The organism is Marinobacter metalliresistant (assembly GCF_038098645.1).
In the GTDB taxonomy this organism is placed as follows: domain Bacteria; phylum Pseudomonadota; class Gammaproteobacteria; order Pseudomonadales; family Oleiphilaceae; genus Marinobacter; species Marinobacter metalliresistant.
In genome coordinates this window covers 3,206,891-3,231,460 of sequence record NZ_CP101118.1, presented here as the reverse complement: position 1 = coordinate 3,231,460, position 24,570 = coordinate 3,206,891, and the positions used below count along the sequence as shown (strand labels likewise).

The 24,570-nt window shown below is 56.8% G+C and carries 25 protein-coding genes and 2 pseudogenes; 15 read left to right on the top strand and 12 right to left on the bottom strand.

The features are described 5' to 3' along the window. Positions 1–78: 78 nt before the first annotated feature. The 7 genes from benD to NLK58_RS15065 form a co-directional block, all read right to left on the bottom strand. Complete coding sequence (gene benD, locus NLK58_RS15095; protein ID WP_341581214.1) at positions 79–858, bottom strand: benzoate diol dehydrogenase BenD; 780 nt, start codon at positions 856–858, stop codon at positions 79–81. Then, the gene (benC, locus tag NLK58_RS15090; protein WP_341581213.1) at positions 855–1,883 is read right to left on the bottom strand and encodes a benzoate 1,2-dioxygenase electron transfer component BenC; all 1,029 of its coding nucleotides are present in this window, start codon (positions 1,881–1,883) and stop codon (positions 855–857) included. Before benC ends, benD begins: the two co-directional genes overlap by 4 nt. Before the next feature lie 20 nt (positions 1,884–1,903). Continuing rightward, the gene (gene benB, locus NLK58_RS15085; RefSeq protein WP_053114070.1) at positions 1,904–2,395 is read right to left on the bottom strand and encodes a benzoate 1,2-dioxygenase small subunit; all 492 of its coding nucleotides are present in this window, start codon (positions 2,393–2,395) and stop codon (positions 1,904–1,906) included. Next, positions 2,392–3,768, bottom strand: a complete 1,377-nt coding sequence (locus NLK58_RS15080; RefSeq protein ID WP_341581212.1) for a Rieske 2Fe-2S domain-containing protein — start codon at positions 3,766–3,768, stop codon at positions 2,392–2,394. Before NLK58_RS15080 ends, benB begins: the two co-directional genes overlap by 4 nt. 32 nt (positions 3,769–3,800) lie before the next feature. Beyond that, on the bottom strand, positions 3,801–4,742 hold the full coding sequence (catA, locus tag NLK58_RS15075) for a catechol 1,2-dioxygenase (protein ID WP_341581211.1): 942 nt from the start codon (positions 4,740–4,742) through the stop codon (positions 3,801–3,803). A gap of 116 nt (positions 4,743–4,858) precedes the next feature. Beyond that, a complete protein-coding gene (gene catC, locus NLK58_RS15070) occupies positions 4,859–5,149 on the bottom strand; it encodes a muconolactone Delta-isomerase (RefSeq protein ID WP_341581210.1) in 291 nt (96 codons plus the stop codon). Between the two features lie 13 nt (positions 5,150–5,162). Continuing rightward, positions 5,163–6,287 carry a muconate/chloromuconate family cycloisomerase gene (locus tag NLK58_RS15065; protein WP_341581209.1) on the bottom strand — a complete coding sequence of 375 codons (1,125 nt, stop codon included), beginning with the start codon at positions 6,285–6,287 and terminating at the stop codon, positions 5,163–5,165. A 106-nt stretch (positions 6,288–6,393) separates the two neighbouring features. On the opposite strand from NLK58_RS15065, the gene NLK58_RS15060 reads away from it, so the two are divergent. Beyond that, positions 6,394–7,296: a LysR family transcriptional regulator gene (locus NLK58_RS15060; protein ID WP_053114060.1), complete on the top strand. Its 903-nt coding sequence runs from the start codon at positions 6,394–6,396 to the stop codon at positions 7,294–7,296. 3 nt (positions 7,297–7,299) lie between these two features. Here the strand turns inward: NLK58_RS15060 and NLK58_RS15055 are convergent, their stop codons facing one another. Next, positions 7,300–8,079: an IclR family transcriptional regulator C-terminal domain-containing protein gene (locus NLK58_RS15055; protein ID WP_341581208.1), complete on the bottom strand. Its 780-nt coding sequence runs from the start codon at positions 8,077–8,079 to the stop codon at positions 7,300–7,302. 211 nt (positions 8,080–8,290) lie between these two features. Here NLK58_RS15055 and NLK58_RS15050 point away from each other — a divergent pair, with 211 nt between their 5' ends. The 11 genes and pseudogenes from NLK58_RS15050 to NLK58_RS15000 form a co-directional block, all read left to right on the top strand. Continuing rightward, complete coding sequence (locus tag NLK58_RS15050) at positions 8,291–9,106, top strand: CoA transferase subunit A (protein ID WP_341581207.1); 816 nt, start codon at positions 8,291–8,293, stop codon at positions 9,104–9,106. After that, complete coding sequence (locus NLK58_RS15045) at positions 9,106–9,882, top strand: CoA-transferase subunit beta (protein WP_341581206.1); 777 nt, start codon at positions 9,106–9,108, stop codon at positions 9,880–9,882. Before NLK58_RS15050 ends, NLK58_RS15045 begins: the two co-directional genes overlap by 1 nt. Before the next feature lie 5 nt (positions 9,883–9,887). Then, positions 9,888–11,093 (top strand): 3-oxoadipyl-CoA thiolase, encoded by a 1,206-nt coding sequence (gene pcaF / locus NLK58_RS15040; protein WP_341582814.1) that lies wholly within the window; start codon positions 9,888–9,890, stop codon positions 11,091–11,093. A gap of 14 nt (positions 11,094–11,107) precedes the next feature. Beyond that, on the top strand, positions 11,108–11,896 hold the full coding sequence (locus NLK58_RS15035; RefSeq protein ID WP_341581205.1) for an alpha/beta fold hydrolase: 789 nt from the start codon (positions 11,108–11,110) through the stop codon (positions 11,894–11,896). Positions 11,897–12,064: 168 nt separating this feature from the next. Continuing rightward, the gene (locus NLK58_RS15030) at positions 12,065–12,988 is read left to right on the top strand and encodes a methyl-accepting chemotaxis protein (protein ID WP_341581204.1); all 924 of its coding nucleotides are present in this window, start codon (positions 12,065–12,067) and stop codon (positions 12,986–12,988) included. Between the two features lie 176 nt (positions 12,989–13,164). After that, on the top strand, positions 13,165–14,340 hold the full coding sequence (locus tag NLK58_RS15025; protein WP_341581203.1) for an ABC transporter substrate-binding protein: 1,176 nt from the start codon (positions 13,165–13,167) through the stop codon (positions 14,338–14,340). A gap of 98 nt (positions 14,341–14,438) precedes the next feature. Beyond that, positions 14,439–15,302 (top strand): branched-chain amino acid ABC transporter permease, encoded by an 864-nt coding sequence (locus NLK58_RS15020; RefSeq protein ID WP_341581202.1) that lies wholly within the window; start codon positions 14,439–14,441, stop codon positions 15,300–15,302. 13 nt (positions 15,303–15,315) lie between these two features. Then, a complete protein-coding gene (locus tag NLK58_RS15015) occupies positions 15,316–16,272 on the top strand; it encodes a branched-chain amino acid ABC transporter permease (protein WP_341581201.1) in 957 nt (318 codons plus the stop codon). A gap of 2 nt (positions 16,273–16,274) precedes the next feature. Further along, entirely contained in the window at positions 16,275–17,042 is a 768-nt protein-coding gene (locus NLK58_RS15010; protein WP_341581200.1) for an ABC transporter ATP-binding protein, read from the top strand. Next, positions 17,039–17,752 carry an ABC transporter ATP-binding protein gene (locus NLK58_RS15005; protein ID WP_341581199.1) on the top strand — a complete coding sequence of 238 codons (714 nt, stop codon included), beginning with the start codon at positions 17,039–17,041 and terminating at the stop codon, positions 17,750–17,752. The genes NLK58_RS15010 and NLK58_RS15005 overlap by 4 nt, the downstream gene beginning before the upstream one ends. 302 nt (positions 17,753–18,054) lie before the next feature. Then, a pseudogene (locus tag NLK58_RS15000) lies at positions 18,055–18,318 on the top strand (helix-turn-helix domain-containing protein); the annotation flags it as partial. Positions 18,319–18,370: 52 nt separating this feature from the next. On the opposite strand, the gene NLK58_RS14995 reads toward NLK58_RS15000, so the two are convergent. Beyond that, on the bottom strand, positions 18,371–19,801 hold the full coding sequence (locus NLK58_RS14995) for an IS66 family transposase (protein ID WP_341581198.1): 1,431 nt from the start codon (positions 19,799–19,801) through the stop codon (positions 18,371–18,373). 352 nt (positions 19,802–20,153) lie between these two features. Here NLK58_RS14995 and NLK58_RS14990 point away from each other — a divergent pair, with 352 nt between their 5' ends. Next, entirely contained in the window at positions 20,154–20,426 is a 273-nt protein-coding gene (locus NLK58_RS14990; protein WP_341581197.1) for a CopG family ribbon-helix-helix protein, read from the top strand. Next, positions 20,414–20,704, top strand: a complete 291-nt coding sequence (locus tag NLK58_RS14985; RefSeq protein WP_341581196.1) for a type II toxin-antitoxin system RelE/ParE family toxin — start codon at positions 20,414–20,416, stop codon at positions 20,702–20,704. Before NLK58_RS14990 ends, NLK58_RS14985 begins: the two co-directional genes overlap by 13 nt. Before the next feature lie 701 nt (positions 20,705–21,405). On the opposite strand, the pseudogene NLK58_RS14975 reads toward NLK58_RS14985, so the two are convergent. Together NLK58_RS14975 and NLK58_RS14970 are read right to left on the bottom strand one after the other, a co-directional pair. Continuing rightward, positions 21,406–21,591 (bottom strand): annotated as a pseudogene (locus NLK58_RS14975) (IS4 family transposase); the annotation flags it as partial. Between the two features lies 1 nt (position 21,592). Further along, positions 21,593–22,270, bottom strand: a complete 678-nt coding sequence (locus tag NLK58_RS14970; protein WP_117619224.1) for a hypothetical protein — start codon at positions 22,268–22,270, stop codon at positions 21,593–21,595. A gap of 162 nt (positions 22,271–22,432) precedes the next feature. Here NLK58_RS14970 and NLK58_RS14965 point away from each other — a divergent pair, with 162 nt between their 5' ends. After that, positions 22,433–23,767, top strand: a complete 1,335-nt coding sequence (locus NLK58_RS14965; RefSeq protein WP_117619223.1) for an HD-GYP domain-containing protein — start codon at positions 22,433–22,435, stop codon at positions 23,765–23,767. A gap of 19 nt (positions 23,768–23,786) precedes the next feature. On the opposite strand, the gene NLK58_RS14960 is transcribed toward NLK58_RS14965, so the two are convergent. Next, complete coding sequence (locus tag NLK58_RS14960; RefSeq protein WP_117619222.1) at positions 23,787–24,212, bottom strand: hotdog fold thioesterase; 426 nt, start codon at positions 24,210–24,212, stop codon at positions 23,787–23,789. Positions 24,213–24,570: the final 358 nt, after the last annotated feature.

Genomic DNA, 24,570 nt, shown 5'->3' with positions numbered 1-24,570 from the left:
AAGGCCCCGCGCGCAGGACCACCGGGGCCAAAGAGGGTATGACTGGCTATCTACCCTGGGTTACACCTTATATCCGGCTTATCCCAGGTCGCCCCCCGCAACGGGGACCACCGTTCCGGTAATATAACTGGCAGCATCCGATGCCAAGAACAGGATCGGTTCGGCCTGTTCATCCAGGGTTCCGTAACGATGCATAAAGCTGTTTTCTATCGTCTGGTCAATCAGCGTCTGGTACCAGGCCTTTTCCTGCTCACTCTGTTCTTCAGCATTGCGTGGAGTCAGTCGCGGAGGCGCTTCGGTACCGCCGGCCGCAGCGGCATTCACCCGGATATTGTGCGGTGCGTATTCATACGCCATGTTTACAGTCAAAGCGTTAACGCCACCCTTGGCCGCACCATAGGGAACCCTCATTAGAGCCCGCGTTGCAATGGACGACACGTTGACAATCACACCCCCCTTTTGCTCCAGCATGTAGGGCAGTACCGCGCGACAGCACCACAAGGTCGTAAACAGCGAACGGTGAATCTCCTTTTCGATCTGATCAGGCGTGTAATGCTGAAAGGGCTGAGCCCAGATGGTACCGCCAACATTGTTGATCAGGATGTCGATGCGACGAAAATGCTTATGGGCCTCCGCCATTATTGTCTCAGCACCGGCCCAGGTTTCGAGATTGGCCTGCACCGCAATAGCGTCGGCACCTTGGTCACGCAATTCAGCAGCAATGCCGTGAATGTAATCCGCAATATCGACCAGCAGAAGCCTGGCGCCCTCGGCAGCCGCCAGCTCGGCAACACGTTTGCCGATTCCCTGGGCAGCTCCGGTGATCACCATTACCTTATTGGTGAAGCGGGCTTTCATGCGACTTTCTCCTTATTTGCGGGCGCGCTAGGTGCGAATTTTTCATAATGGAACGATTTCGGTTTAATCCCCTGCTCGCGAAAGAAACCAAGCACAGAATCCACCATGGGAGGCGGGCCACACAGATAGACATCCACATCTCCATCGTTTAACGGCGCTTCATCCATGTGCTGGGTAACATACCCTTTGCGCGAATAGTTGCTGTCGTCACCAGACACACAGGTGACGTAACTGAAGTGATCTAATTCCTCAGTAAAGCGGTCCAGAATGTCCAGGCACACCAGGTCATCGTCATTGCTAACGCCGTAAATCAGGTGCGTTGGCAGATCGCATCCATTGGCTTTCATGTATTCCAGTTTTGCCAGGAAAGGCGCCAGGCCTGTGCCACCCGCCAGCATAAGGACTGGGCGCTTGATCGGGCGCAGATAGAAACTACCCATTGGCCCGGTCAGAGTCACTTTGTCGCCGGTGCGGGCCTTGCCCACCAGCCAGGAACTCATCAGCCCACCAGGCACGTTGCGGATCAGGAAACTGAGATCACGACTGCCGGGCCTGGAACTGAAGGAGTAGGCGCGGGTCTCCTCGGTGCCCGGCACCTGAATGTTCACGTACTGCCCCGGAAGGAAGGCAATGTCATCGTCCGCGGTGATCTTCAGTTCGATCGATGTCGGTGAGATCAGGTTAACCTCCGCCACGGTACCGCCGACTTCGGCATTGCCGGTCTTGCACATGGTGGAAGCGACAGGCACTTCCACCACGCAATCGCTGGATGGCACCATCTGGCAGGTCAGTACCATGCCCTGTTCGGCTTCCTCGTCAGACAGCGCTTCGTCAATGTATTCCTCACCCATGTCGAACTCTCCCTGGCGGCAGGCACCCTTACAGGTGCCGCAGACGCCATCGGAACAATCCATGGGCAGATTGATCTGCGCACGGTAGGCGGCATCGAGAACCGTTTCGCCTTCGTTGCAGGACACAAAACGGGTAACGCCGTCTTCGAAGTTAAGCGCGATGTTGTAACTCATGATGATGCTCTCCCCATCAATTACAGGTGGTAAACGTCCAGTACCTGATTGATGCAATCGTTGTTCAGAACGAGTCGCTTCTCCCGAATCAGCGGCTGCTCGCCAGTGATGTCCAGGGTGTAGAAGGACGTTCCGAAAAATTCCGCCGTTTTCTTGTAGCGGTAGGCCTTGGTCAGCCAGTTGAACCGAAGCTTCACTTCACTCTCATCCTGGGACAGGATCTCCAGGTTGCTGGTGAAGTGCGTGGTGCGCGGCTCGGGCATGGAGCTGGCACCGGATCGCTCTGTCTTGATGCGATAGATCCGGTCTTCCAGGCCTTCCTTGTTGGGGTAATAGATGAGCGAGATCTCGCTTTGCGGGTCCTCGGTCAGCTCATCGTCATCGTCCCAGGCCGGCATCCAGTAGGTGACATCCTCGTGATAGCAGGCCAGCCATTTATCCCACTCGCGGTCGTCAAGGAAACGGGCTTCGCGGATGATGAATTGCTCGATGTCGTGATAGCTCAGGCTCATGCCGACGCCTCCTCTGAAGTCACTGGAATGAAACGGGCACGCTCTGCCTCGATGGCACGGGTCATTTCCACCTGCCAATGCTGGTGGTGATTAACGTACAGTCCTTCGTCGTCGGGCCGCGCGCCACTCATGGTGGGCTTCATGTCGATCTGGTTGGCGTGCTCATCAGGGCCGTCGATCCAGTGCGCGGCACCACGGCTCATGTCGTTCCAGCGCATGTCGCGGGCTTCATAGCCGTTCTGGCAGGCGCGGAATTCCTCCAGGTCGTCCGGTGTACCCATGCCGGTCACATTGAAGAAGTCTTCATACTGGCGGATACGCTTGGCACGCAACTCCGAAGGCTCGTTCTTCGGACCAAAGGCATAGATGGTCACTTCCGTCTTGTTGACGTCGATGGGCCGGGTCACACGGATCTGTGTCGAGAACTGATCCATCAAGTAAACGTTCGGGTAAAGACACAGATTCTTGGTGGTCCTTACTATGGAGTCCGCACGAGCCGCTCCGTAGGTTTCCTTCAGGCGCTCCAGCTGGCTGAAGATCGGACGCACTTCTGGGTTCAGCAGTCGAGTCCACAGCATCATGTGACCGTTCTCGAAGGAGTAAAAACCGCCTTCCGCAGACCAGCTCTTGGCGTCGACCGCCTCAGTGCCGCCTTTTTCATAATTACGCTGGCCCATGGTGGACAGGTAGTTCCAATGCACGGTGCCCACGTGATACCCATCGGCTCCGTTCTCGGCGGTCAACTTCCAGTTACCCTCGTAGGTGTAGGTCGAGCTTCCGCGCAGGATTTCCAGGCCGTCTTCGGACTGATCCACGATGTTGTCAATGATCTTGGTGGTCTCGCCCAGATACTCTTCGAGAGAGACCACGTCGGCATTGAGGCTGCCGAACAGGAAGCCACGGTAGTTGCCGAACTTTGGCATTTGCTTCAGATCGTGGGAGCCGTCGGTGTTGAACTGCTCTGGGTAGCCGCCTTTCTTCTGGTCTTTCGCCTTCAACAGCTGACCGTCATTACGGAAGGTCCAGCCGTGGAACGGGCAAGTAAAGGAGGTCTTGTTGCCCCGTTTTTTACGGCAAAGGGTGGCACCACGGTGCGAGCAAGTGTTGAGGATGGCTTTCAGCTCGCCATCCTTGGTACGGGTGATGATCACCGGCTGGCGACCGACAGTTACTGTAAAGTAATCACCCGGCTCCGGGATCTGGCTCTCGTGGGCCAGGTAAACCCAGTTGCCCTCGAAAATATACTTCATCTCCAGATCGAACAGTTCCTGATCGGTGAAGATGCTGCGATCACACTGGTAGCGTCCAGTTTTCGGATCAGCTATTACCGCGTCACGTACCTTTTCGGCGAGTTTTTCAAGCTTGCTGGTCATGTCGTTCACTCCGTCTTGTTCTTGGGTGGCGCTTACGCAGCGTCGGTTTCCAGGGCGCGCGGACGTGCGTGACGTTCCTGGAGCTCGGGCTTGTCAGTGGCAACCAGCGCGACGTTGAACTCGACTTCGGTAATCGGTCCTGTTACGCCGTGCTTGGTCCCTTCATTGGACTGGTCTACGCGCTTGGCTTCGACCACCAGCTCTTCACGGGTAGCAAAAGCAAAGTCGCTGTAGGTGTATTCGTCACCGGCGATGTTGATCTGAGTGGTCAGGTGCTTGTAACCCGGTTTGGACACGAAGTAATGAATATGCGCCGGACGCTGGCCGTGACGGCCCAGATGGTTGAGCAACTGCTGGGTTGAACCCTCAGGCGGGCAACCGTAACCGGACGGCATAATGCTCTGGGCAGCATAACGACCTTCAGAATCTGTCTTGATGCGGCGGCGCAGGTTGTACTCGCTCTGCGACTGGTCGAAGTAGGAATAGGCGCCCTTGGAGTCGGCGTGCCAGATATCCACGATAGCGTTGGCCAGCGGCGCCCCGTTTTCGTCGGTGATCTGACCCTTGATCAGAATCGCCTCGGCGTCTTTATCGGAGCCGTCGTCCATGCGGGCAAAGCCTTCGCTGAGTGGGGCACCGGCCACGTAAAGCGGGCCTTCGATGGTACGCGGCGTGCCGCCGGTCAGACCAGCCTGCTCGTCCTCGGCGTCCTGGCGGATGTCCAGGTAACGGTCCATGCCCAGGCCCGGGGCCAGCAGCGCGGCTTCGCCGTTTGCACCCAGTTCGCCAACGTAATAGACGGCGCTCCAGAACTCTTCCGGCGTAACATCAAAATCTTCCACAATCTGGAAAATATCGTGCATCACGCGGTGGACAATCTTTTTAATCCGCTCGTCACCGCCTTGCTGGTCAAAGCCGGCGACTTTTTCAAGCAGGTCTTTCACTTCGGCGGTTTGCATGGTTTTAACAGTCATTGTTGGTCTCCTCGGTCTTTTGTTGTTGTTGCTCAAGACATCCCAATCGGTTGGCAACATCATCTTTGAAGCCCCTTTCACCACAGAACGGGGCCGGATCTCGTGAACAGTCCTGCTTAGCGATCGTCCTCGTGAATGGAGGACGGATGGCGGCACAGGGGTGCAACGGTAATGTCCATATAAGGGAACAGCGGAAGATTGCTGATCAGGCCCTGTAATTCGGCGTTATCCTCAACGTCGAAAATGCTGACGTTCGCGTAGCTGCCCGCCACACGCCACAGATGGCGCCACTTGCCTTTTTCCTGAAGGCCTTGGGCGTAGGCCTTTTCCCGGGCCTTGATCTCGCCAGCAACCTCAGCCGGCATATCGGTGGGCAGATTGACCTTCATTTCAACTTTGAACAGCATGTGCGCTCCTCCGTTATTTATCTTTGCGGCTGTATTCAGCGAGCTTGTCTTCGTTAAGCGTGACGCCCAGTCCAGGGCCTTGTGGTAGTTCCACTCCGTTGTCGTGGAAGCTCAGGGGCTTGTCCACAATGTCATCCTTCATCAGTAGCGGGCCGAACATTTCCGTGCCCCAGTGCAGGGTTTCCAGAGTGGACCAGGCATGCAGTGCAGCGACGGTGCCGATCGTGCCTTCCAGCAAGGTACCTCCATACAGGCCGATACCCGCCGCCTGGGCAACCGCGGCCTGCTTTAGGGCCTGCGCCGGGCCGCCAGCCTTGGCGATCTTAAGGGCGACGGCCCCCGAAAAGCCGGCGGCAGCAAGGTTGTACATATCGCTGGCATCGGCGACGGCTTCGTCGGCCAGGATAGGCAGGTGGAATTTCTGCGACAGGCGCACCAGAGCGGCGTGGTCCTTCATAGGTGTAGGCTGCTCGACCAGGTCAATACCGGCGGCTTGCAGCTCCGCCATGCCTCTGGCAGCCGTTGATTCATCCCAGGCCTGGTTCACATCCACGCGCACGCTGGCGGATTCACCCACAGCATCCTTGATGGCAGCCACATGGCGGACATCGTCCATCAACGCCCGAGAGCCGATCTTGAGCTTGAAATCACAGTGGCGCCGGGTTTCGATCAGGCCGAGGGCCTCCTCGATATCCCGTGCGGTGTCACCACTGGCCAGAGTCCAGAGCACCGGAATATGCTGATGTACGGCACCACCGAACAGGTCAGATACTGGGCAGTTCAAACGCTTGCCCTGCAGATCCAGCAGGGCAGTTTCAATCGCGGACTTGGCCAGGTTGTTTCCGCGGGTCGCACGGTTTAGCCTTACCCTTAGGGTATTGATTGCGTCAACCGGCTGGCCAATCAGTTGTGGCCTGAAATAGGTGTCGATGGTAAGTTTCACGCTTTCGGGGCTTTCCGGGCCGTAGGCCAGGCCACCGATGGTGGTCGCTTCACCCAACCCTTCAAGGCCATCGGAATCCTTCACCCGCACAATCACCATGGTCTGAACCCCCATGGTTGTCATAGCTAGCTTGTGCGGCCGGATGGTCGGGATGTCGACCAGGATGGCTTCGATGGACTGAATGGTTGCGGACATGTGCTCTCCGAATCGCAAGTTATAATACCTGTGACTCGAACAGTACGAAGTTTCACGGATGTGAACCAATATTGATTAAGTATCTAGCGATACCTAGGAGGTATGGATGGAACTCAGACACCTGCGATATTTCGTCGCCGTTGCAGAGGAAGGCAACCTCACCCGGGCAGCAGAAAAACTGTTTATTGCACAACCACCACTAACCCGGGCAATGAAGCAGCTTGAGGAAGAAATAGGTGTAGAGCTTTTTATCCGCAAGCCCAGGGGCCTTGAGCTGACCAATGGAGGGGAATATTTTCTGGAACAGGCCCGACAGATACTGGACAAAGTAACTGCGACAGTTGATGACACTCGCAGGATCGCACAGCATCGAAAGACTATTTTTTCCATCGGGTTTGTCCCATCCGTTTTTTATGGCCAGCTACCTCTCATGGTTCGGCGTCTGCGCCGAAACAAGAACTTGGAGATAGTCCTGCATGAACTGAAAACACGGGAACAGGTCGAAGCACTTAAGACTGGCAAGATCGACATTGGCTTTGGAAGGGTGAGCATAGAAGACCCCGACGTGGAGCAGGAGCTACTGTTCGACGAGCCCATCATCGCTGCCATACCCATGGGTCACCCGCTCAGCAAACACCCTCCGTCTATGAAAGAGCTTTCTGCCCACCCCATGGTCGCCTTCCCTTCCGGGCCGGGCCCAAACTTTGCAGATATCACCCAGGGGCTTTTTCACAGACGCGGCCTGAAAATTCATGTCAGCCAGCATGTCAACGATCTTCAAACGGCCCTATCGCTGGTCGCCTCCGACATGGGGTTCACGCTGGTGCCAGAACAGGTCCGAAAACTTAATCGTGAGGGGGTGGAGTTCATGCCGCTGGAGGATAACAACATCACCACGCCCGTTATCGCCTCACGTCGTCGGGGCGAAAACCCGAACGCCGTAATGCGGCTGGCTAACACTATCCTGGATGAACTCGTGGAGAACCGGCTCACCGGTCGTTATCCATGAGGCTTATCGAGCCGCTTGGCGAATCCGATCAGCCACAATTTGCAGCCTCGGCAAATACACGTTCAACAAAGTATCCATGTCCACCCGGGCAGCATTTGTGCTGATATTAAGCGCCCCCAAAAGCTCGCCACTCGCAGAATAGGCGGGCACCGCCACAGATCGCAAACCAAGATCAAGTTCCTGATCTAAGACGGCGTATCCGAGATTTCGTGCCTTGTCGATCTCCTCCCGCAAAACGTTTTTTTCTGTGATGGAAGACAACGTATGACGCTCAAGCTGAATCCTATCCATATAAGTCTCAAGCTCGTTCTGCGGCAACTGCGCAAGCAGCACCCGCCCCATGGAGGTATAGGCCGCAGGCAAGCGGGTACCCACCGACAGCGTAATCGCCATCAGTCGATGCCGGGCGGCCGAGCGCACCACGTACACCACATCGTCACCATCCAGAACCGCCAGCGATGAGGATTCACCAAGCTCGGCGGTAATGTCTTCCAGATACTGTTGAATGACTGCCCGATACTGGTTTGATGCCTGATAGGCATAACCCAGCTGCAGTACCCGGGGAGTCAGCTCGAACTGACGACCGGTGCGCTTCACAAACCCCAACGCGTGCAGGGTCAACAGAAATCGCCGTGCCTTGGCCCGGTCCATATCAGTGCGGGCCGCCACTTCGCTCAGGGTCATACGAGGGTGATCGGCACCAAATGCCTGCAGAACCTCTAGACCCGACGCCAGTGCGCCCACGTAATCCCGGTCTCCCGGCTTGAGAATCTGTTCGTCCATTCCAGCTCCTATAACAGGCTTATTTAGCCTACCGCACATCAGTGTCAGCGCATGGTATCAGTTAGTTCGCATTACGAACATCCGTGCATTTTTACCAATTGGTGAAAATTTGTCCTTGACGACCCAAAACCAATCACGCCATTATGTTCGCATATTAAACTTATGTTCGTATATCGAACTTACTTTGCCAACACATGATGGAGACACTGCGATGGCTGAATTCCTCTCTCTCCAGGAAGCGGTAAGCAAACACATCAGCAACGGCGACACCGTAGCGATGGAAGGCTTTACCCACCTGATTCCGTTTGCCGCTGGCCACGAAATCATCCGCCAGGAAAAACGTGACCTGACCTTGATCCGCATGACCCCGGACCTGGTGTATGACCAGATGATCGGTGCCGGCTGCGCTAAAAAGCTGATCTTCTCCTGGGGTGGCAACCCCGGCGTGGGCTCCCTGCACCGTCTGCGGGATGCCGTTGAGAAAGGCTGGCCGAACAAGCTGGAGATCCTGGAACACAGCCACGCAGCCATGGCCTGCGCCTATGAAGCGGGCGCCGCCGGGCTGCCGCTAGCAGTTCTGCGTGGTTACGTCGGCAGCGACCTGCCCAAGGTCAATGACCAGATCAAATTCATCGAGTGCCCCTTTACCGGTGAGCGCCTGGCGGCAGTACCCTCTGTTCGTCCAGATGTAGCCGTGATTCATGCCCAGCGGGCGGACCGAAAGGGCAATGTGCTGATAGAAGGCATCGTCGGTATCCAGAAGGAAGTGGTGCTGGCCGCTAAGCGAAGCATTGTGACCGTTGAGGAGATCGTGGATGACCTCGGCGCCTCCGTGAACGCCTGCGTGCTGCCCTCCTGGGCCATCACCGCCATCGCCGAGGCCCCGAAAGGCGCCAAACCCTCTTACGCCCTCGGCTACTACGACCGTGACAACGCCTTCTACAAAGAGTGGGACGGCATCGCCCGTGACCGGGAAACTTTCCAGACCTGGCTGAAAGACAACGTGTTTGAAAAAGGAGCTGCGTGATGAGCCTTGAATTTACCTCCTCTGAAATGATGAGCGTCACTGCCGCCCGCGCACTGACCAGCGACATGACCTGCTTCGTGGGCATTGGACTGCCCAGCGAGGCTGCCAACCTGGCGCGACTGACCCACGCACCGGACGTGACTCTGATTTATGAATCCGGCACCCTGCAAACCAAACCGGACGTGCTGCCTCTGTCCATCGGCGACGGCGAGCTATGTGAATCCGCCCTGACCACCGTGGCAGTACCGGAGATGTTCCGGTACTGGCTGCAGGGTGGACACATCAGCGTCGGCTTCCTGGGTACCGCTCAGATTGACCGTTACGCCAACCTGAACACCACGCTGATTGGCGACTACCGCGAACCGAAAGTCCGCCTGCCTGGGGGTGGTGGCGCCCCGGAAATTGCCACCAATGCAAAGGAAGTGTTCATTACCGTCAAGCATTCCAAGCGTACCTTCGTGAGGGACGTCGACTTTGTTACGACCGTTGGCTTTGGACGCGACGGCAAGGCACGGGATAATGTCCCCAACATTGGACGTGGTCCCACCGTGGTAATTACCGACCTGTGCATTCTCAAGCCTGACCCTGATAGCAAAGAACTGGTAGTCACATCTCTGCATCCCAATGTGACTCGGGAAGAAGTGATTGATGCCACTGGGTGGGAAATCCGGTTTGCGGACAAGTTGGAGACCACGCCAGAGCCAAGTGCCAAAGAGCTGGAAGTTCTGCGTGATCTGAAAGCACGCACAAATGCACATCATGCCGGTCAACAGTGAGAAATATCATGACTGACGTTTATCTCTGCCATCCCCGTCGTTCGGCGATTGGCCGTTTCGGTGGCACCCTTGCCAGCATTCGCCCTGACGACCTCGCCGCTCACATTTTTAAAGCGGTACTGGAGCAGGCTTCGGAACTCGACCCGGCCGCTATCGACGAAGTGATGATGGGCTCCGCTAACCAGGCCGGTGAAGACAACCGCAACGTGGCGAGGATGTCTGCCCTGCTGGCCGGCTTGCCTACGTCTGTTCCCGGCACCACTCTCAATCGCCTGTGTGGCTCCGGCATGGATGCTGTTGGCACGGCGTTCCGCGCCATTCGTGCAGGTGAAATGGACCTAGTGTTAGCAGGGGGCGTGGAATCCATGTCTCGTGCCCCCTATGTTATGGGCAAGGCTGACAGCGCCTTTTCACGAGGCCAGAAGATTGAGGACACCACCATCGGCTGGCGCTTTGTGAACCCGCTGATGAAAAAGCAGTATGGCATCGATTCCATGCCTGAAACGGCGGAGAACGTGGCCGAACAATACAAGGTGTCGCGGGAGGATCAGGACCTGTTCGCCTTCCGTTCCCAGGAAAAAACCGCCCGAGCCCAGAAGGAAGGACGCTTTGCCGAAGAAATTGTGCCTGTGTTCATTCCGCGCCGGAAACAAGACCCGCTGGTGTTCGATACCGACGAGCATCCCCGCGAAAGTACGCTGGAGAAGCTCGCATCCCTGCCCACGCCATTCCGCGAAAACGGCAGCGTGACGGCAGGCAACGCCTCAGGCGTGAACGATGGCGCCGCTGCGATGCTGGTTGCCAGTGAGACCGCCGTCAAAACCCACGGACTAAACCCCATGGCCCGCATACTGGGCATGGCCACGGCCGGCGTGGAACCGCGCATCATGGGCATCGGCCCTGTGCCGGCGGTTCGCAAGCTGCTGGAGAAACAAGGCATCGGCATTGAAGACATTGACGTGATCGAACTGAACGAAGCCTTTGCCGCCCAGGGGTTGGCGGTACTGCGGGAATTGGGCGTTGCCGATGGTGATTCACGCGTGAACCCCAACGGCGGCGCCATCGCCCTGGGCCATCCTTTGGGGATGTCTGGTGCCCGACTGCTAATGACCGCCGCCCACCAACTGCAGAGCACCGGTGGCCGCTATGCCTTGTGCACCATGTGCGTAGGTGTCGGCCAGGGTATTGCAACACTCATCGAACGGGTCTGAGGTAAGGAGCCAAGATGGCATTTCTCAAGCACAACGATCACACAGTTTGTTATCGCCTGCTCGGTGATAGAAAAAAGCCGCTGATGGTCCTGGCCCACCCCCTGGGCATGACACAGGCGGTATGGGACGACATGCTACCGGCACTACTCGAAGGCTTTCGGGTACTGACCTGGGATTTACCGGGACACGGCGCCAGCGCCGCCTGGCCGGAAGAATCTGACGAAATCACACCGGAAGACCTGGCGCAGGAAGCCATCGCGCTCACAGAACTGGCAGGTGTCGACCAATTCCACTTTGTCGGGACATCGATTGGCGGAGCCATTGGTCAGCAAATGCTCAGCAAGCATTCTGACAGGCTGCTTTCCGCAACGCTCACCAACACCGGAGCGATGATCGGCACACCCGATGCCTGGAATACACGCTCGGCCAATGTTCTGGAACTCGGCCTGCCTGCCGTGGCGGTGGATATCGTGCCACGCTGGTTCAGCCCCACCGCCTGCAATCAGCAACCGGCTCTGATCGAAGGCTGGCGTGTGATCATGGGGCGCGGGGATGACCGCAGTTATGCGCTGCTGTGTGAGATGCTGGGACGGGTCGACTTTCGTGATCAGCTCCGGGAGTCATCAGTCCCACTGCAACTGATTGGCGGCTCAGACGATCTGGCCACGCCGCCGGACACACTCAGGGCCCTGGCTGAGGTCAGCAGCGCAGCGGAGCCGATCATTCTGGACCAGATTGGCCACGTGCCCTCGGTGGAATGTCCGGACATACTCACCGAAATTCTGTTTCGCACCCTGAGCTGAATACCTACCGCCTGTATACCAGGGCCCCTTTTTCCGGGCCCTGGATCTCCCCGCCAAGCCGGTCGTTCAGTATGCGGATAACACTCTGCAAAGTCCGGATAGGTTCATTCCGCAAAACAGCCTAGCGTTACTCCATGATGCGAACCCCTGCCCGGCGGACAAAGAACCATGAGCAACACTCTTTCTTTAGAACAAACAACCACGGAATCCGGCTCTTCCAAAGCCCCGGTATACGGTGCACTAATTCCGGCCGTCGCCAGTGCCGCGTTAATACTCGTCATGGCCGACGCTGCATTCCCGGCCACGCTCGCCGCCCTGAGCCTGGGACTGACCGCTACCGCCCTCACCCTGTGCGCGCGAATGCAGCCAACCATCGTTACCATCCGTGAACAGGTGCCAGCGTCGGAGCCTCTGCCCGAACCAATACAAGAGGCGCAAGTGCCAGAACCGGAACCGGCATCACCAGATCCCGTTCTGATCGGTCACCTGGACGACCTGCGCAACAATGTGGACATGATCCTCGCGGAAATGGATGAAGCTGGCAAACTGGCCAAAGCGTCCGGAGCGAAGGTGGCCCAGAGCGCCAACAGCATTTCCGGGTCCGAGGCCTCAATTCGAGAACTGGCCGAATTCATGGGCCGCATCGATGGCGTGTTCACCCAGTTGGGCAAACAGTCCGAGGAAATCGGAAGCATCGTCGGCAACATTCAGGACATCGCCAAACAGACCAACCTGTTGGCTCTAAACGCCTCCATTGAGGCCGCACGGGCGGGAGAACACGGTCGTGGCTTTTCGGTGGTAGCCGACGAAGTACGCAACCTGTCCGTGCGCGCCAACGAATCCAGCGAGAGTATCCGTGACATCGCCAACAACCTGAATTCGACTTCGGTGGAGGCGGGTAGTGGTATGGACAAAATCCGCCAGTCGTGTGCTCACTGCCTGAACCAGTCGGGCGAAGCCCTTCAGGCCATGAAAGACATTCAGGCCGGTGCCGTGGCCCGTATGGAGGTTGTGCAGGGAATAACCGACCGGTTGCAGGAACAACGCACGCTCACCCGGCAACTCTACACGGACCTCAGAGCGAATGACTGATTTTCAGGCATCGTTGTACGTCGAGGCATCATATTTTCGCCGGCCAACTAACTGAAATACAACGTGCTAACAATACCCCTGCAACCACAGGACATGCCTGTGCAGAAAATGGATATTCCCCGGCCCCCTTCACGCCTCTAATGACAGAACCCACAACAACAATCTGAGGTGTTGAAATGAGCAGGATCAAAACGCTTGCCGGTGCTGTACTGGCAACCACCCTTACCGCCGGGCTTTCAACCTCCGCCCTGGCGGCCGCCGGTGACCCGGTGAAAATTGGTGTCATGCTGCCGTTCAGCGGCATTTACGCACAACTTGGTGAAGCCGGCCGAGATGGCCTGAAGCTCGCTCTGAAAGAGCATGCCGAAAAACTTCACGGATCAAAAGTTGAATTCATCGAGCTTGATACTGAAGCCAAGCCCTCACGCGCCCCGGAGCTAGCATCTTCGCTGTTGAACCAGCACGAAGCAGATTTCGTGATTGGTCCGGTTCATTCCGGCGTTGCCATGGGCATGATCAAGATGCTGCGCGGTAAAGATACCATTATGATTATCCCCAACGCGGGTTCTGCCGCGGCGACCGGTCCTCTTTGCTCTCCCAACGTATTCCGCACTTCCTTCTCATCTTGGCAGCCGTCCTACCCCATGGGCGAAGTGGCGCTTGAAAAAGGCTACAAGAAGGTTTATGCGATCAGTTGGAACTACGGCATGGGCCGCGAGAGTCTCGACGCCTTCGAAGAGTCCTTCACCGCCGGTGGGGGCGAGATTGTCGAGAAGGTACTGCTGCCTTTCCCGTCCACCAATTTCCAGTCCCACGTCAGCGACATAGCTGACGAGAATCCTGATGCGGTGTTCACATTCTTCGCCGGTGGTGGCGCCATCAAGTTTGTGAAGGATTACGACGCCATGGGCCTGCGCGGCAAGATTCCGCTGATGGGGTCCGGCTTCCTCACCGAAGGTACACTGCAGGCACAAGGTGATGCTGCCGAAGGCGTGATGACTGGGCTGCACTACGCAGAACAGTTGGACGTTCCGAAAAACCGGGAGTTCCGGGAAGCCTTCAACACCGAGTATGGCCACTACCCGGATATCTACGCCGTTCAGGGGTATGACGCGGGGCAGGCCATCGCCAACACCATCGACCAGCTTGAAGGTGATATTTCCGACAAGCAGGCCGTGATTAGCACCATGGAAAAGCTGACCATCGACAGCCCGCGTGGGGAATTCACCTTCTCCAAGGCACACAACCCGATTCAGAACATCTATCTGCGGGAAGTGAAAGACGGCGTGAACGTGGTGCAGAGTATCGCCGCCGAAGCGCTGGAAGATCCCGCCCGTGGCTGCAAACTCTGAGCACGGGCTTTGTCTACCCCCGGCAACAGCCGGGGGCTTACCCGAAGATCCCTGCCCGCACCTGAATTGACTTCTCCGTAAAACCGTTGGGTATCTCTATGTCTACCGAACTTTTCTTCGTGCAACTTATTAACGGCCTCCAGTATGGGTTGCTTCTGTTTTTGATCGCCTCCGGCCTGACCCTGGTGTTCGGCGTGATGGGCATCCTCAATCTGGCCCATGGTTCCATGTACATGGTGGGCGCGTATCTGGTGTGGTATTTCGTCACCGTGACCGGCAGCTTCACGGTATCTGCGATCCTCTCGGCCATCATTGCGCTTGGCCTGGGCATCATAATTGAGCGGATGCTGATACAGCGATTGTACAACCGCAATCACTTGGATCAGGTGTTGCTGACCATTGGTATGATCTTTGTGTTCAATTCCCTGCAAAGCATTCTGTGGGGCAACGACCCTTACGGGGTTGCTGTTCCCGACGCGCTTGGCGGTTCTGTGCCGTTCACCGAGAACTCCAGCTACCCGGTTTACCGTATCTTCGCGGCACTGATCTGTATCGCCATTGCCGCCGCGCTCTATTTTGTCGTGAGCAAAACCCGCTTGGGCATGCTGATCCGCGCCGGTGAATCCAACCGGGAAATGGTGGAAGCCCTGGGCGTGAACATCAAAAACCTCTACACCATCGTGTTTGCCATTGGCGTCATGCTGGCCGCGGTGTCCGGCATTATCGCCGCGCCTATGCGATCCATCGTTCCGGGTATGGGGGAAAGTGTTCTGATTACCTCTTTCGTGGTGGTGGTCATCGGCGGCATGGGCTCCATCAAGGGCGCCTTCGTGGGTGCTTTGCTGGTCGGTGTTATCAGTACGTTTGCAGCAGTGCTGATGCCCACTATGTCCAACATGATTATCTATATCTTTATGATCCTGGTGCTGCTGGTGAAGCCCCAGGGCCTGTTCGCCAAGTAAGCGGGAGCCGAACATGATTTTCGAGAAACGCACCGAGCGCATCTTTCTGGCAATCTTCTTTGTCATCACCCTCTGTATCCCCCTGTTCCTGGAGGACAACCCCTTCTTCGTGGGGAAAGCCACCACCATCCTGATCCTGGCAGTGTTCGTGATGTCCCTGGACTTCCTGGTGGGGCGTGTTGGCCTGGTCACCCTGGGGCACGCGCTTTTCTACGGGCTGGGTGGCTACCTGTTTGTGATCGTTACTCCCGAATATGAGGCGGTCAACTTCTGGATCTACGCCCTGTATATCATGGGGATCAGCGCCCTGGTTGCATTGGTTGTTGGAATTGTCGTTCTACGGACCTCCGGCATCTACTTCATCATGATTACCCTGGCGATATCGCAGATGGCCTACTATTTCTTCTTCGACTCCCTGGAATTCGGGGGCAACGACGGCCTGTTCATCTTCATGAAACCCGAAACCAGCATTTTTGGCCTGAACTTTCTGAACCTGGACAACCCAACGCACTTCTATTATCTGTCGCTGCTGGCCGTACTGATCACTCTGTTGACCATCAAGATTATCCTGCGTTCGCGGTTTGGCCGCATTGTGGAAGCCAGCCGTCTGAACCCGGAGCGTACCGAGGCACTGGGCTACAACATCTTCGCGTTCCGACTGATTAGTTACATCATCGGCAGCACCCTGGCGGCCTACGCCGGTTTGCTGTTCGCCCTGCAGTACGGTTACGTGAACCCACAGTTCATGACTTGGGAAATGTCCGGGACCGCGCTGGTAATGTCCATCCTCGGCGGCATGGGCACTATCTACGGAGCCATTCTCGGCACCATCACTTACGAGGGTCTGCAGTATGGCTTCGAGCACGTGAGCGAAGACTGGATGCTGTTTATGGGCGGCGCGATCATCCTGATGGTCCTGCTGCTGCGCAAAGGCCTCGCCGGGTACCTTGAAAAGCTGCTGGAGAAATAATCATGGCCAACGACATCATTCTGGAAACCGAATCCCTCAGCAAACACTGGGGTGGTATCAAGGCACTCAATGATATCTCGCTGCAGTTCCGGGATCGACAGCTGCACGGCGTGGTCGGCCCCAATGGGGCAGGTAAAAGTACGCTTTTGAATATGTTGTGTGGAACGCTGAAACCTACTAGCGGCTGCATTTTCCACAAGGGCGAACAGATAGAGGGCATGAAACCCTGGAAATTCGTGCGCCGTGGTATCGGCCGCAGTTTCCAGAAAACCAATATCTACGCCGATGTCACCTGCCTGGAAAACTGTGCAGTCGCAGCCCAACGCCGTTTCACCGGCAGTTTCAACCTGTTTGCGTCGCGTCACTCCAACAAACTGGTCCGGGAAGCTGCCGAAAAGGCGCTGTGTCAGGTGGGGCTTGATAGCCGCACGCACACCGTAGCAGCGGAAATCTCCTACGGTGAGCAGCGCCAACTCGAACTGGCGATGGTGCTGGCAACCGATCCCTGCATTCTGCTACTGGATGAGCCCATGGCCGGCATGGGCCACGAGGAATCCCAGCGCATTATCGAGCTGCTGAACGAGCTCAAGCAAACCTACAGCATTGTGCTGGTGGAGCACGATATGGATGCCATTTTCGAACTCTCGGACCAACTGACCGTGCTCGATAACGGCACCCATCTGATCACCGGTACCGTCAACGAAGTACGCAACGAACCTCGGGTAAAAGAGGCCTACCTGGGGAAGGAAGATGAGGAGGAAGCCGCATGACCAACTGCCTTCTGGAAGTAAAGAATCTCAACACCCTCTATGGCCGAAGCCACATCCTCCACGATCTGTCCTTCCGGCTTGAGAAGGGGCAATCCATGAGCCTGATGGGACGCAATGGCATGGGCAAGACCACCACGCTCAAGTCCATTCTTGGCATCGTGCCGCCCCGCAGTGGTCATGTGTATTTCGACGGACAGGACATCAGCAACCTGCCGACCTGGAAGCGGATGCGCCGCGACATAGCCTATGTTCCCGAAGGCCGGGGCATGTTCCACAATCTGACGGTGAAGGAACACCTGCAAATGGCCGCCCGCCCCGACAGCAACGGCAACACCGGCTGGAATTTCGATCGGGTCATGGATACCTTTCCGCGCCTTCAGGAGCGCCTGTCAAACCTGGGTACGGAGTTGTCCGGGGGCGAGCAGCAGATGCTGGCGATCGGTCGCGCGTTGGTCACCAATCCCCGACTGATGATTCTGGACGAGGCAACCGAAGGTCTGGCGCCGCTGATCCGCCAGGACATCTGGAACGTGATTGCCACCATTCGTGAGTCGGGCATTTCCACACTGATCGTGGACAAGAACATCAAGGCGCTGAAAAAGCTCTGTGACCGTCATGTGGTGGTGGTGAAAGGACAGGTTCACTTTGATGGCAGCTCCGAAGAACTGGACCAGAATCTGGAAAAGGTCGAAACCGCACTTAGTGTTTAGATGTACCCCAAACAGCCTGCTGCAGAATCCGATCTAAGGTGGTAGCCGCTCAATTGGTTTGAACCATTGTTCCGCGGACATTCTCAAATGCCCGCGGAACAATGGATAACCCGGACATATTTCCGCCTGCGTTCTTAACGAATCATCGAAGCAGATAGCAATGTTTAAACTGAGACCGCCCCAGGCAGCGCAGAGAAACTCGGTACTTTAAATGCCTTATTACTAGTGTTCCGTTCGGTTAATTCGCTGTCTCATAAAGGTTATAATGGGAACTCATCGATCAGCAAGCATAGGTTTCCATTGTGCCCAAGCCCGCAGCCCCATTTAATCTGACCGTAAACGATCAACTGGAACTCGAAGGCTGGTGCCGAACCAATACTCTGAGCCAGCATCTGGCTCAACGTGCCAGGATTCTTTTGTTACTGAATGAAGGCGAGACGCCTCAAGGGATCTCGGACTCGCTTCAGGTTAGCACTCAAACGGTATTCAAGTGGCGCAAGCGCTACCGTGAACAAGGTCTTGAGGGGCTTTATGATGCGCCGCGACCGGGGCAGCCCCGAAAACTGGACAACAAAACCGTCAAGTAACTATTCAGTTGCCTCCCCGTAAAAAGCCCTGTTAGCCCCGTTCCGGTGCCGACATAAAAGCCGGCTCACGCCCGGTAAACAGCTGCGTCAATACCTCGGAGGCACCCAGGTTCTGTTTCCGCGCCGTGGACAGAAGACTGCGCACACGACAGAAGATCAGGGCCCCCTCGAATGAGCGGAAGCAGCCGGAGATTTTCTGCTGCACCTTGAGCATGCGGATATCACGTTCGCCTTGGTTGTTCGTAAACGGAACCGTCGGATCGTCCAGGAAGCGAAGGACATCCGTCTCGTAGTCGCGCAGCCGCTCCAGCAGGTTGCGGGCCCGTGTGCGTTTGAGCCGACCGCGTTTGCCCTGCCGTTGGCTTTCATCCGGGGGCGGACACTCTTCTTCTGCTTTCTTGAGGCATTGCCGGTATGCCTTGCGCCAACCCTCCGCCTTGTCCGGCGGCAGGCTGCCACCGGCATTCTTGACCGCATCATTCATGGTGCGCAGCAGGGTCTGCATGCGCTGCGCCCAGGCCTGCTTGTCCTGTTCCCAGGCGCGCTGCAGTTCCCGCAGATGGTGGGCATTGCAGAGCGCATGCCCGCACTCATAGCGGTAGTACGGTTTCCAGTGGTCGTGACAGAGCACGCCGTGAAAGCGTGGCAGGATACCGATCTCCTCCATGGCCTCGTGGCCTCGCTGCGCATGGGGTGCCAACCAGGTCAGGCCGTCGTTGGAGGCACAGTGCAGCCAGTGGCGTTGACCACCGATGTTGATGCCGGTTTCATCGGCATGGATCAACTCCGACTCGGCCAGACGGTCCTTGACCCAGTGCTCGAAGCCCTCAGCTTTGTCGAAGGCTTCCTGATTGAAGTTGAACAGCGACCCCGCGCTCAGCGCAAGGCCGACCTGATCCTCGAAGTACTCGCGGATGCGTTCGTAGGGCAAGAGCTGGTACTGCGACAGATAAACCGCATGCGCCTTCAACCGGGGCCCATACTGCACCGGGCGGTCGACACCGGCCGGGAACGGCGCCACTATGCGCTGTCCCTGTTCGTTCTCCAGGATCTCGGCCTGGTACTCGGTGACGAAGCGGCTGATGTCCAGGTCGAAGACCTGGCGCTTCTCGTAGCCGACCACTCGGAATTGGTTGCCCTGGGGCAGGGTGCGCCGGTCCACTTTCACGGTTCTGATCGCATCCGGCTCCTCGACCGGTTGCAGTGTCTTGCCAATACGACCAGGCTGCCCGCCCGGTTTGCGCTCGCCCTTGCTGCGGCTCTCCTTGGGCCGGTTCGGATCCTGGGAGGGCGGCTTGCTGCTGTTGCTACTATTGGCGCTGACCCGGCCGAGCAAGATCTGGATCAGCACCATCAGCAGCTCAATGGCCGCGCGCAGCGAAGGCGAGACCGCTGAATCGTCCTTGAGCTGTTGCCTGACATTCGCCAGGGCGGCGTCGACATCAATGTTGCTGATCTTCATGAACCGGGATTCCGTCGCTGGATGCCCCATTATCGCACGACTTTTTCAGGCCGGATTTTCCCTCCTGAGCAGGTTTGTGCGGGACTTTCCCTGTTGGCGACCTGCCCGGGGATGTCTGTCCGCTTAAAACACCACTGACGGGTTGACAGGCGACTTGAGCGCCCCTTTACCGCAACGTCCCGGGCGCGGCCGAAATTCCCGGGATTTGAGAAAAAACCCTGTCAAGCACTTTTTGAGAAAAAGTGAGCTGAATAGTTACAACAAAAATAAGGGCTTTCTTTACTCAGTGGCGGGCGAGAGATTTTTCGGTATAGTATTTGAAGGTACTACCTTTAAATACCGAGGTGACAAAATGGCAACATCCGTAAAACTTGACGATGATATGAAAAGCCGGATCCAGCACTTGGCTGAAGCGCGACATCGTTCATCGCATTGGATCATGCGCGAAGCGATCCGTGACTATGTTGAGCGTGAGGAAAAGCGAGAATCTTTCAAACAGGATGCATTATGCGCTTGGGAGGCGTACCAGAAAAACGGCCTGCATCTGACGCTTGAAGAAGCTGACGCCTGGCTGGAGAAGCTTGAAGCGGGTGAAGATGTGGAGCTGCCTAAGTGCCACGTCTGAACTGGTCGCCGCCAGCTCTCGATGACGTACAGCGACTCTATCGCTTCCTTGCTATAAAAGATGAAGATGCCGCGCGCCGTGCCATCAAAACAATACGGGCAGGCGTAAAAATACTCGCACACCAACCGGAGGCAGGACGTCCTGTTGAAGATATGGATCCGGTGTTTCGGGAATGGCTGATTGATTTCGGAAGTAGCGGCTATATTGCCTTGTATCGCTTCGATGGTGAAACAGCAACCATCCTTGCTGTGCGACATCAAAAAGAAGCCGGATACTAAGACAAGAAAGAGTAATGACAGATGGTCCAGCAATACTTCAATCTCACTGGGCCGACCGCAGAACTGGCCATGCGCAGCATGACTGAACCCAGACCCAGGGGTGCCGCTGAGAAAACGGCGGTTGCGGTTCGAGCCTCGGGGCTGAGGCTGCTATCTTTCAACAGGATCTGACCAAAGCTGACAATGTCGAAAAGTTGTTCGCGGATACCGAGGCCCCACTTGGCAAAGCTCTGTCTGGTCTCACAGGCAATGCCGATTTTACCTCGACCCCCGTTAACCGAACCGCTGGCAAACCACTTTAACTTGCTGCAACACAAGGGCATGGTCATCCAGCTGATTCTGCTGGCCGGGCTCGGCACCTATGCGCTCGTTGATTATACCCTGCTCACCAACTACCTTGTTTCCGGTGACTTGCCACTCTGGCCCTTTGTGTCGGCGGGACTGCTGGCAGGTGCCCTCGGTTTTCAACTTGGGAAAGGTGCTCCGGGAGCAGAGCGCCTGGGCCTCGCCGCCCTGCTCGGTGTCATTGCGATGGTGGCCGCCTACCCTGGCCTTCAACGGTACACACTGATGAATTCTCCCGAACCAGTGGCCGTAGCTTTCAAGATGACTCAACCCGGCTACTTTGAGCACTCTGACTATCCGGCTATCAACCAACAGGAAAGCAGCATCCCGGAATACTGGCAGAGTCTGCCTTCAGGAAAGGCGCGCACGGCGGGAGTGAAGTTCAAGCGCAGGCGCATCACGAACGGGAGCTGCCGTTGCATCAGATCGGCGAACAGCCAGTGGGCGGGATAGCCGCGATCAAACAGGATCAGGCTGCCGGACGGGGCGTCATCGAGATGGCGTTGGGCGCAGCCGCGTTCACAGGTATCAGGGGAGACGAGGCTACCCTGCCCAGAGCCGAACCCGGAATCGGTTCTTTCGCCACAGCAACGCCAACCAGAGAGCGTGGGCGTTGATCAGCAATGCGAGAATCCATTCAAAGGCATCATCCTTACGGCTGTAGAACTCGGGCGCGACGCCGTTGAGGACCACCGAGAGAATGCCGACACCCAGAATCAGCTGGCACAGGTTCAGCAGTCTCATGCCGGTGTGTTTCCAGAGCGGATGGCCTCGCAATCCGGCACTGACGAGCAGCTCGCAGATAAACGTGAGCGAAAAGTACAAAACCACACCAATCCGGCGGATCAGATTAAAACCATCCCCGGCATGGCCCAGCGCCAGCGTATAAGCGCCCAGGGATAGGCTGGCCACCAGCCCCAACCAGGGAACCCAGGCAACGCCGGCCGAATGAACGCCCAGCTGGCGCAGCCAGCGGCTATTCAGCCACCAGAACAGAATCCCCAGCAAAGCCGCGGGCAACATGGTGCCCTTGAAGATGAAATAAGAGGTGCCATGGCGGCCGGTTCGGCTGATGCTGGTGCAGCTGTCCCAGTAGGGCATGCACAGCTCGACGTACCCTTCCAGCACCGAGACCACAAAGGTGGTGTGGATAGTAAGCAACGGCACAAGCCCGGCGGCAAGTGCCAGCCACCAGAGATGGAATGAACGATGGTCTGCCATGGCAGAAGGTCCTCAGCGCATCCCCGCCAAAGGGAGATCAACCTACAAAAACCGGTCGCTAACATCTTGAATGAACATTATTTGACCAAATTTTGCAATCGAGTCCATGCTGTCAGGGTGCTTTTGCCTCAAAATAGGGTCTCAGGGAGTCAGGATCGGTTTATGAGTACACCGCATCAGGAAATTGTTGAGAGCCAGATCGATGTGTCGGAACTCGCCATCGGCATGCATGTCATCCGTCTGGACCGGCCCTGGGAAGACACCGACTTCCTGCTTCAGGGGTTTGTGATTCGTGATCAGTCCGAGATCGATGCGCTGCGCGCCCAGTGTGATTTTGTCGTTATTGAAGGACGAGTCAGCGGCGCCCCCTTGCCAAGGCCTGAAAAAAGCGGCCTGAAGCCATCAGGCCTGATGCGCCTATTCAGGCGAAATACGGCTCCGGAGGTCTCCAGCAACACGGCCAAAGCAGTGCCACCACGCAAACGTGTCACGTACATTAACAAGGTCGAAGCCGGGCGGGAGATGAAAACGGCGGTTATCCGCTTTGAGGAGGCCCAGAAGACGGCCAAGTCGATCATGTCTGGCCTCAGGGTAGGCCGCACGCTGGACCTGAACAATGCCCGCACCGTGGTCAACAGCTGTGTTGAGAGCGTGCTTCGCAATGAAAACGCGCTTCTACTGCTCACCAAAATCAAACATCAGGACGAGTATACCGCCGAGCATTGCATCAACGTGTCCATTCTGGCGGCTGCGTTTGGCAAGCACCTCGGCTTGCTGGAAGGCGAGATCCGTAATCTGGCACTGTGCGGTTTGCTGCACGATGTGGGCAAGACACGGATTTCCGATGAGATCCTCAACAAGCCGGGGGCTCTCACCCCCCAGGAGTTTGACGTGATGCGCCTGCACACGACTCACGGGCGCACCATTCTGATGGGTACCAGCAACTCCCTGAATACTGCCGTGGATGTGGCATTCAGCCACCATGAGCGCATGGACGGTTCCGGTTACCCCCGGGGCCTGCAGGCACAACAGATCCCCTACTTTGCCAAGATGATCGGGCTGGTGGACACCTACGACGCCATTACCAGTAACCGGGTGTACGACAAGGGGCGAGCCTCCATGCAGGCACTGGAAATCATTCACAAGCACCGTGGCACCCAGTTTGATGAGGAGTTGGCCGACGCCTTTATCCAGATGATTGGGGTGTATCCGCCGGGCTCGATTGTTGAAATGGTGAATGGGGAGGTGGGTATCGTTGTCGAGAGCTACCCCAGCCACAAACTCAAGCCCAGAGTGCTATTGGTAAGAGACATCGACAAAAGCCCGCTTATGCCTTTCCGCACCCTCGATCTGAAAGCCTCGCCCGAAGATGCCGCCGGCGACATCTACCGCATTGCCCGTGAAGTCCCGGATGGTACCTACGATATCGTTCTACAGGACTTCGTGGACGAAGGCCTGATCGTAGTCAAATCACAGGAGGACTCGAACCAGGCTTGATCTGAGCGGCTGAGCCAGGCTACGGGCGCCTGGTTACCGCCATGGTCAGCCGGGAAATGCAGGTGGTTTTCCCTCCTTCGTTCTCAAGCCGGATTTCCCACACCTGGGTCGTACCGCCGATATGAATGGGCTTTGCAGTGCCGTACACCCAGCCTTTGGTAACCGGGCGGATGTGGTTCGCGTTGATACCCAGCCCCACAGCGACAGTCTCCGGGTCTTTCAGGCAACAGTTGGCGGCCATGCTGCCGAGGGTTTCTGCCAGCAATACCGAGGAGCCACCGTGGAGAATGCCAAACGGTTGAACGGTACGTTCATCAACGGGCATGCGGCCTTTTATGTAATCATCGCCGATTTCAAGGTACTCAATACCCATGTAGCTGACAGCCGTGCTTTCGCTGGCTTCGGCGAGGTGTTCGAGGTTCGGGGTCTGGGTCCAGATTGCCATACAGATGCAGCTCTCATTTATCAGGAACAGGGTTAGAAACAGGGCATTCAGTTTATACAGATAGGATGCGAACTACCAAGATCTCTTTAACCTGTGCTCAAGACGAGTATGTGCGAAGGTTTTCTTCGGCGTAGTGGTCGAAATTCCGCCCGAAACTGTTATTGATCGGGGTGCTTCCTCCGATAACCCATATCGGTTTACTCAACTCTGACAAGTACCCCTTTTCCCAGCTCGGGCAACCGGTTTCTGCCATCTGGCGCCGGATACCGATACCCGGCACCGGCCGTATCATGAAAAGGTCACCGTTTCGGCCAACCATGGCCCGGGGGACGCCCTTCGCCTTGGTAATGTCTGCCGG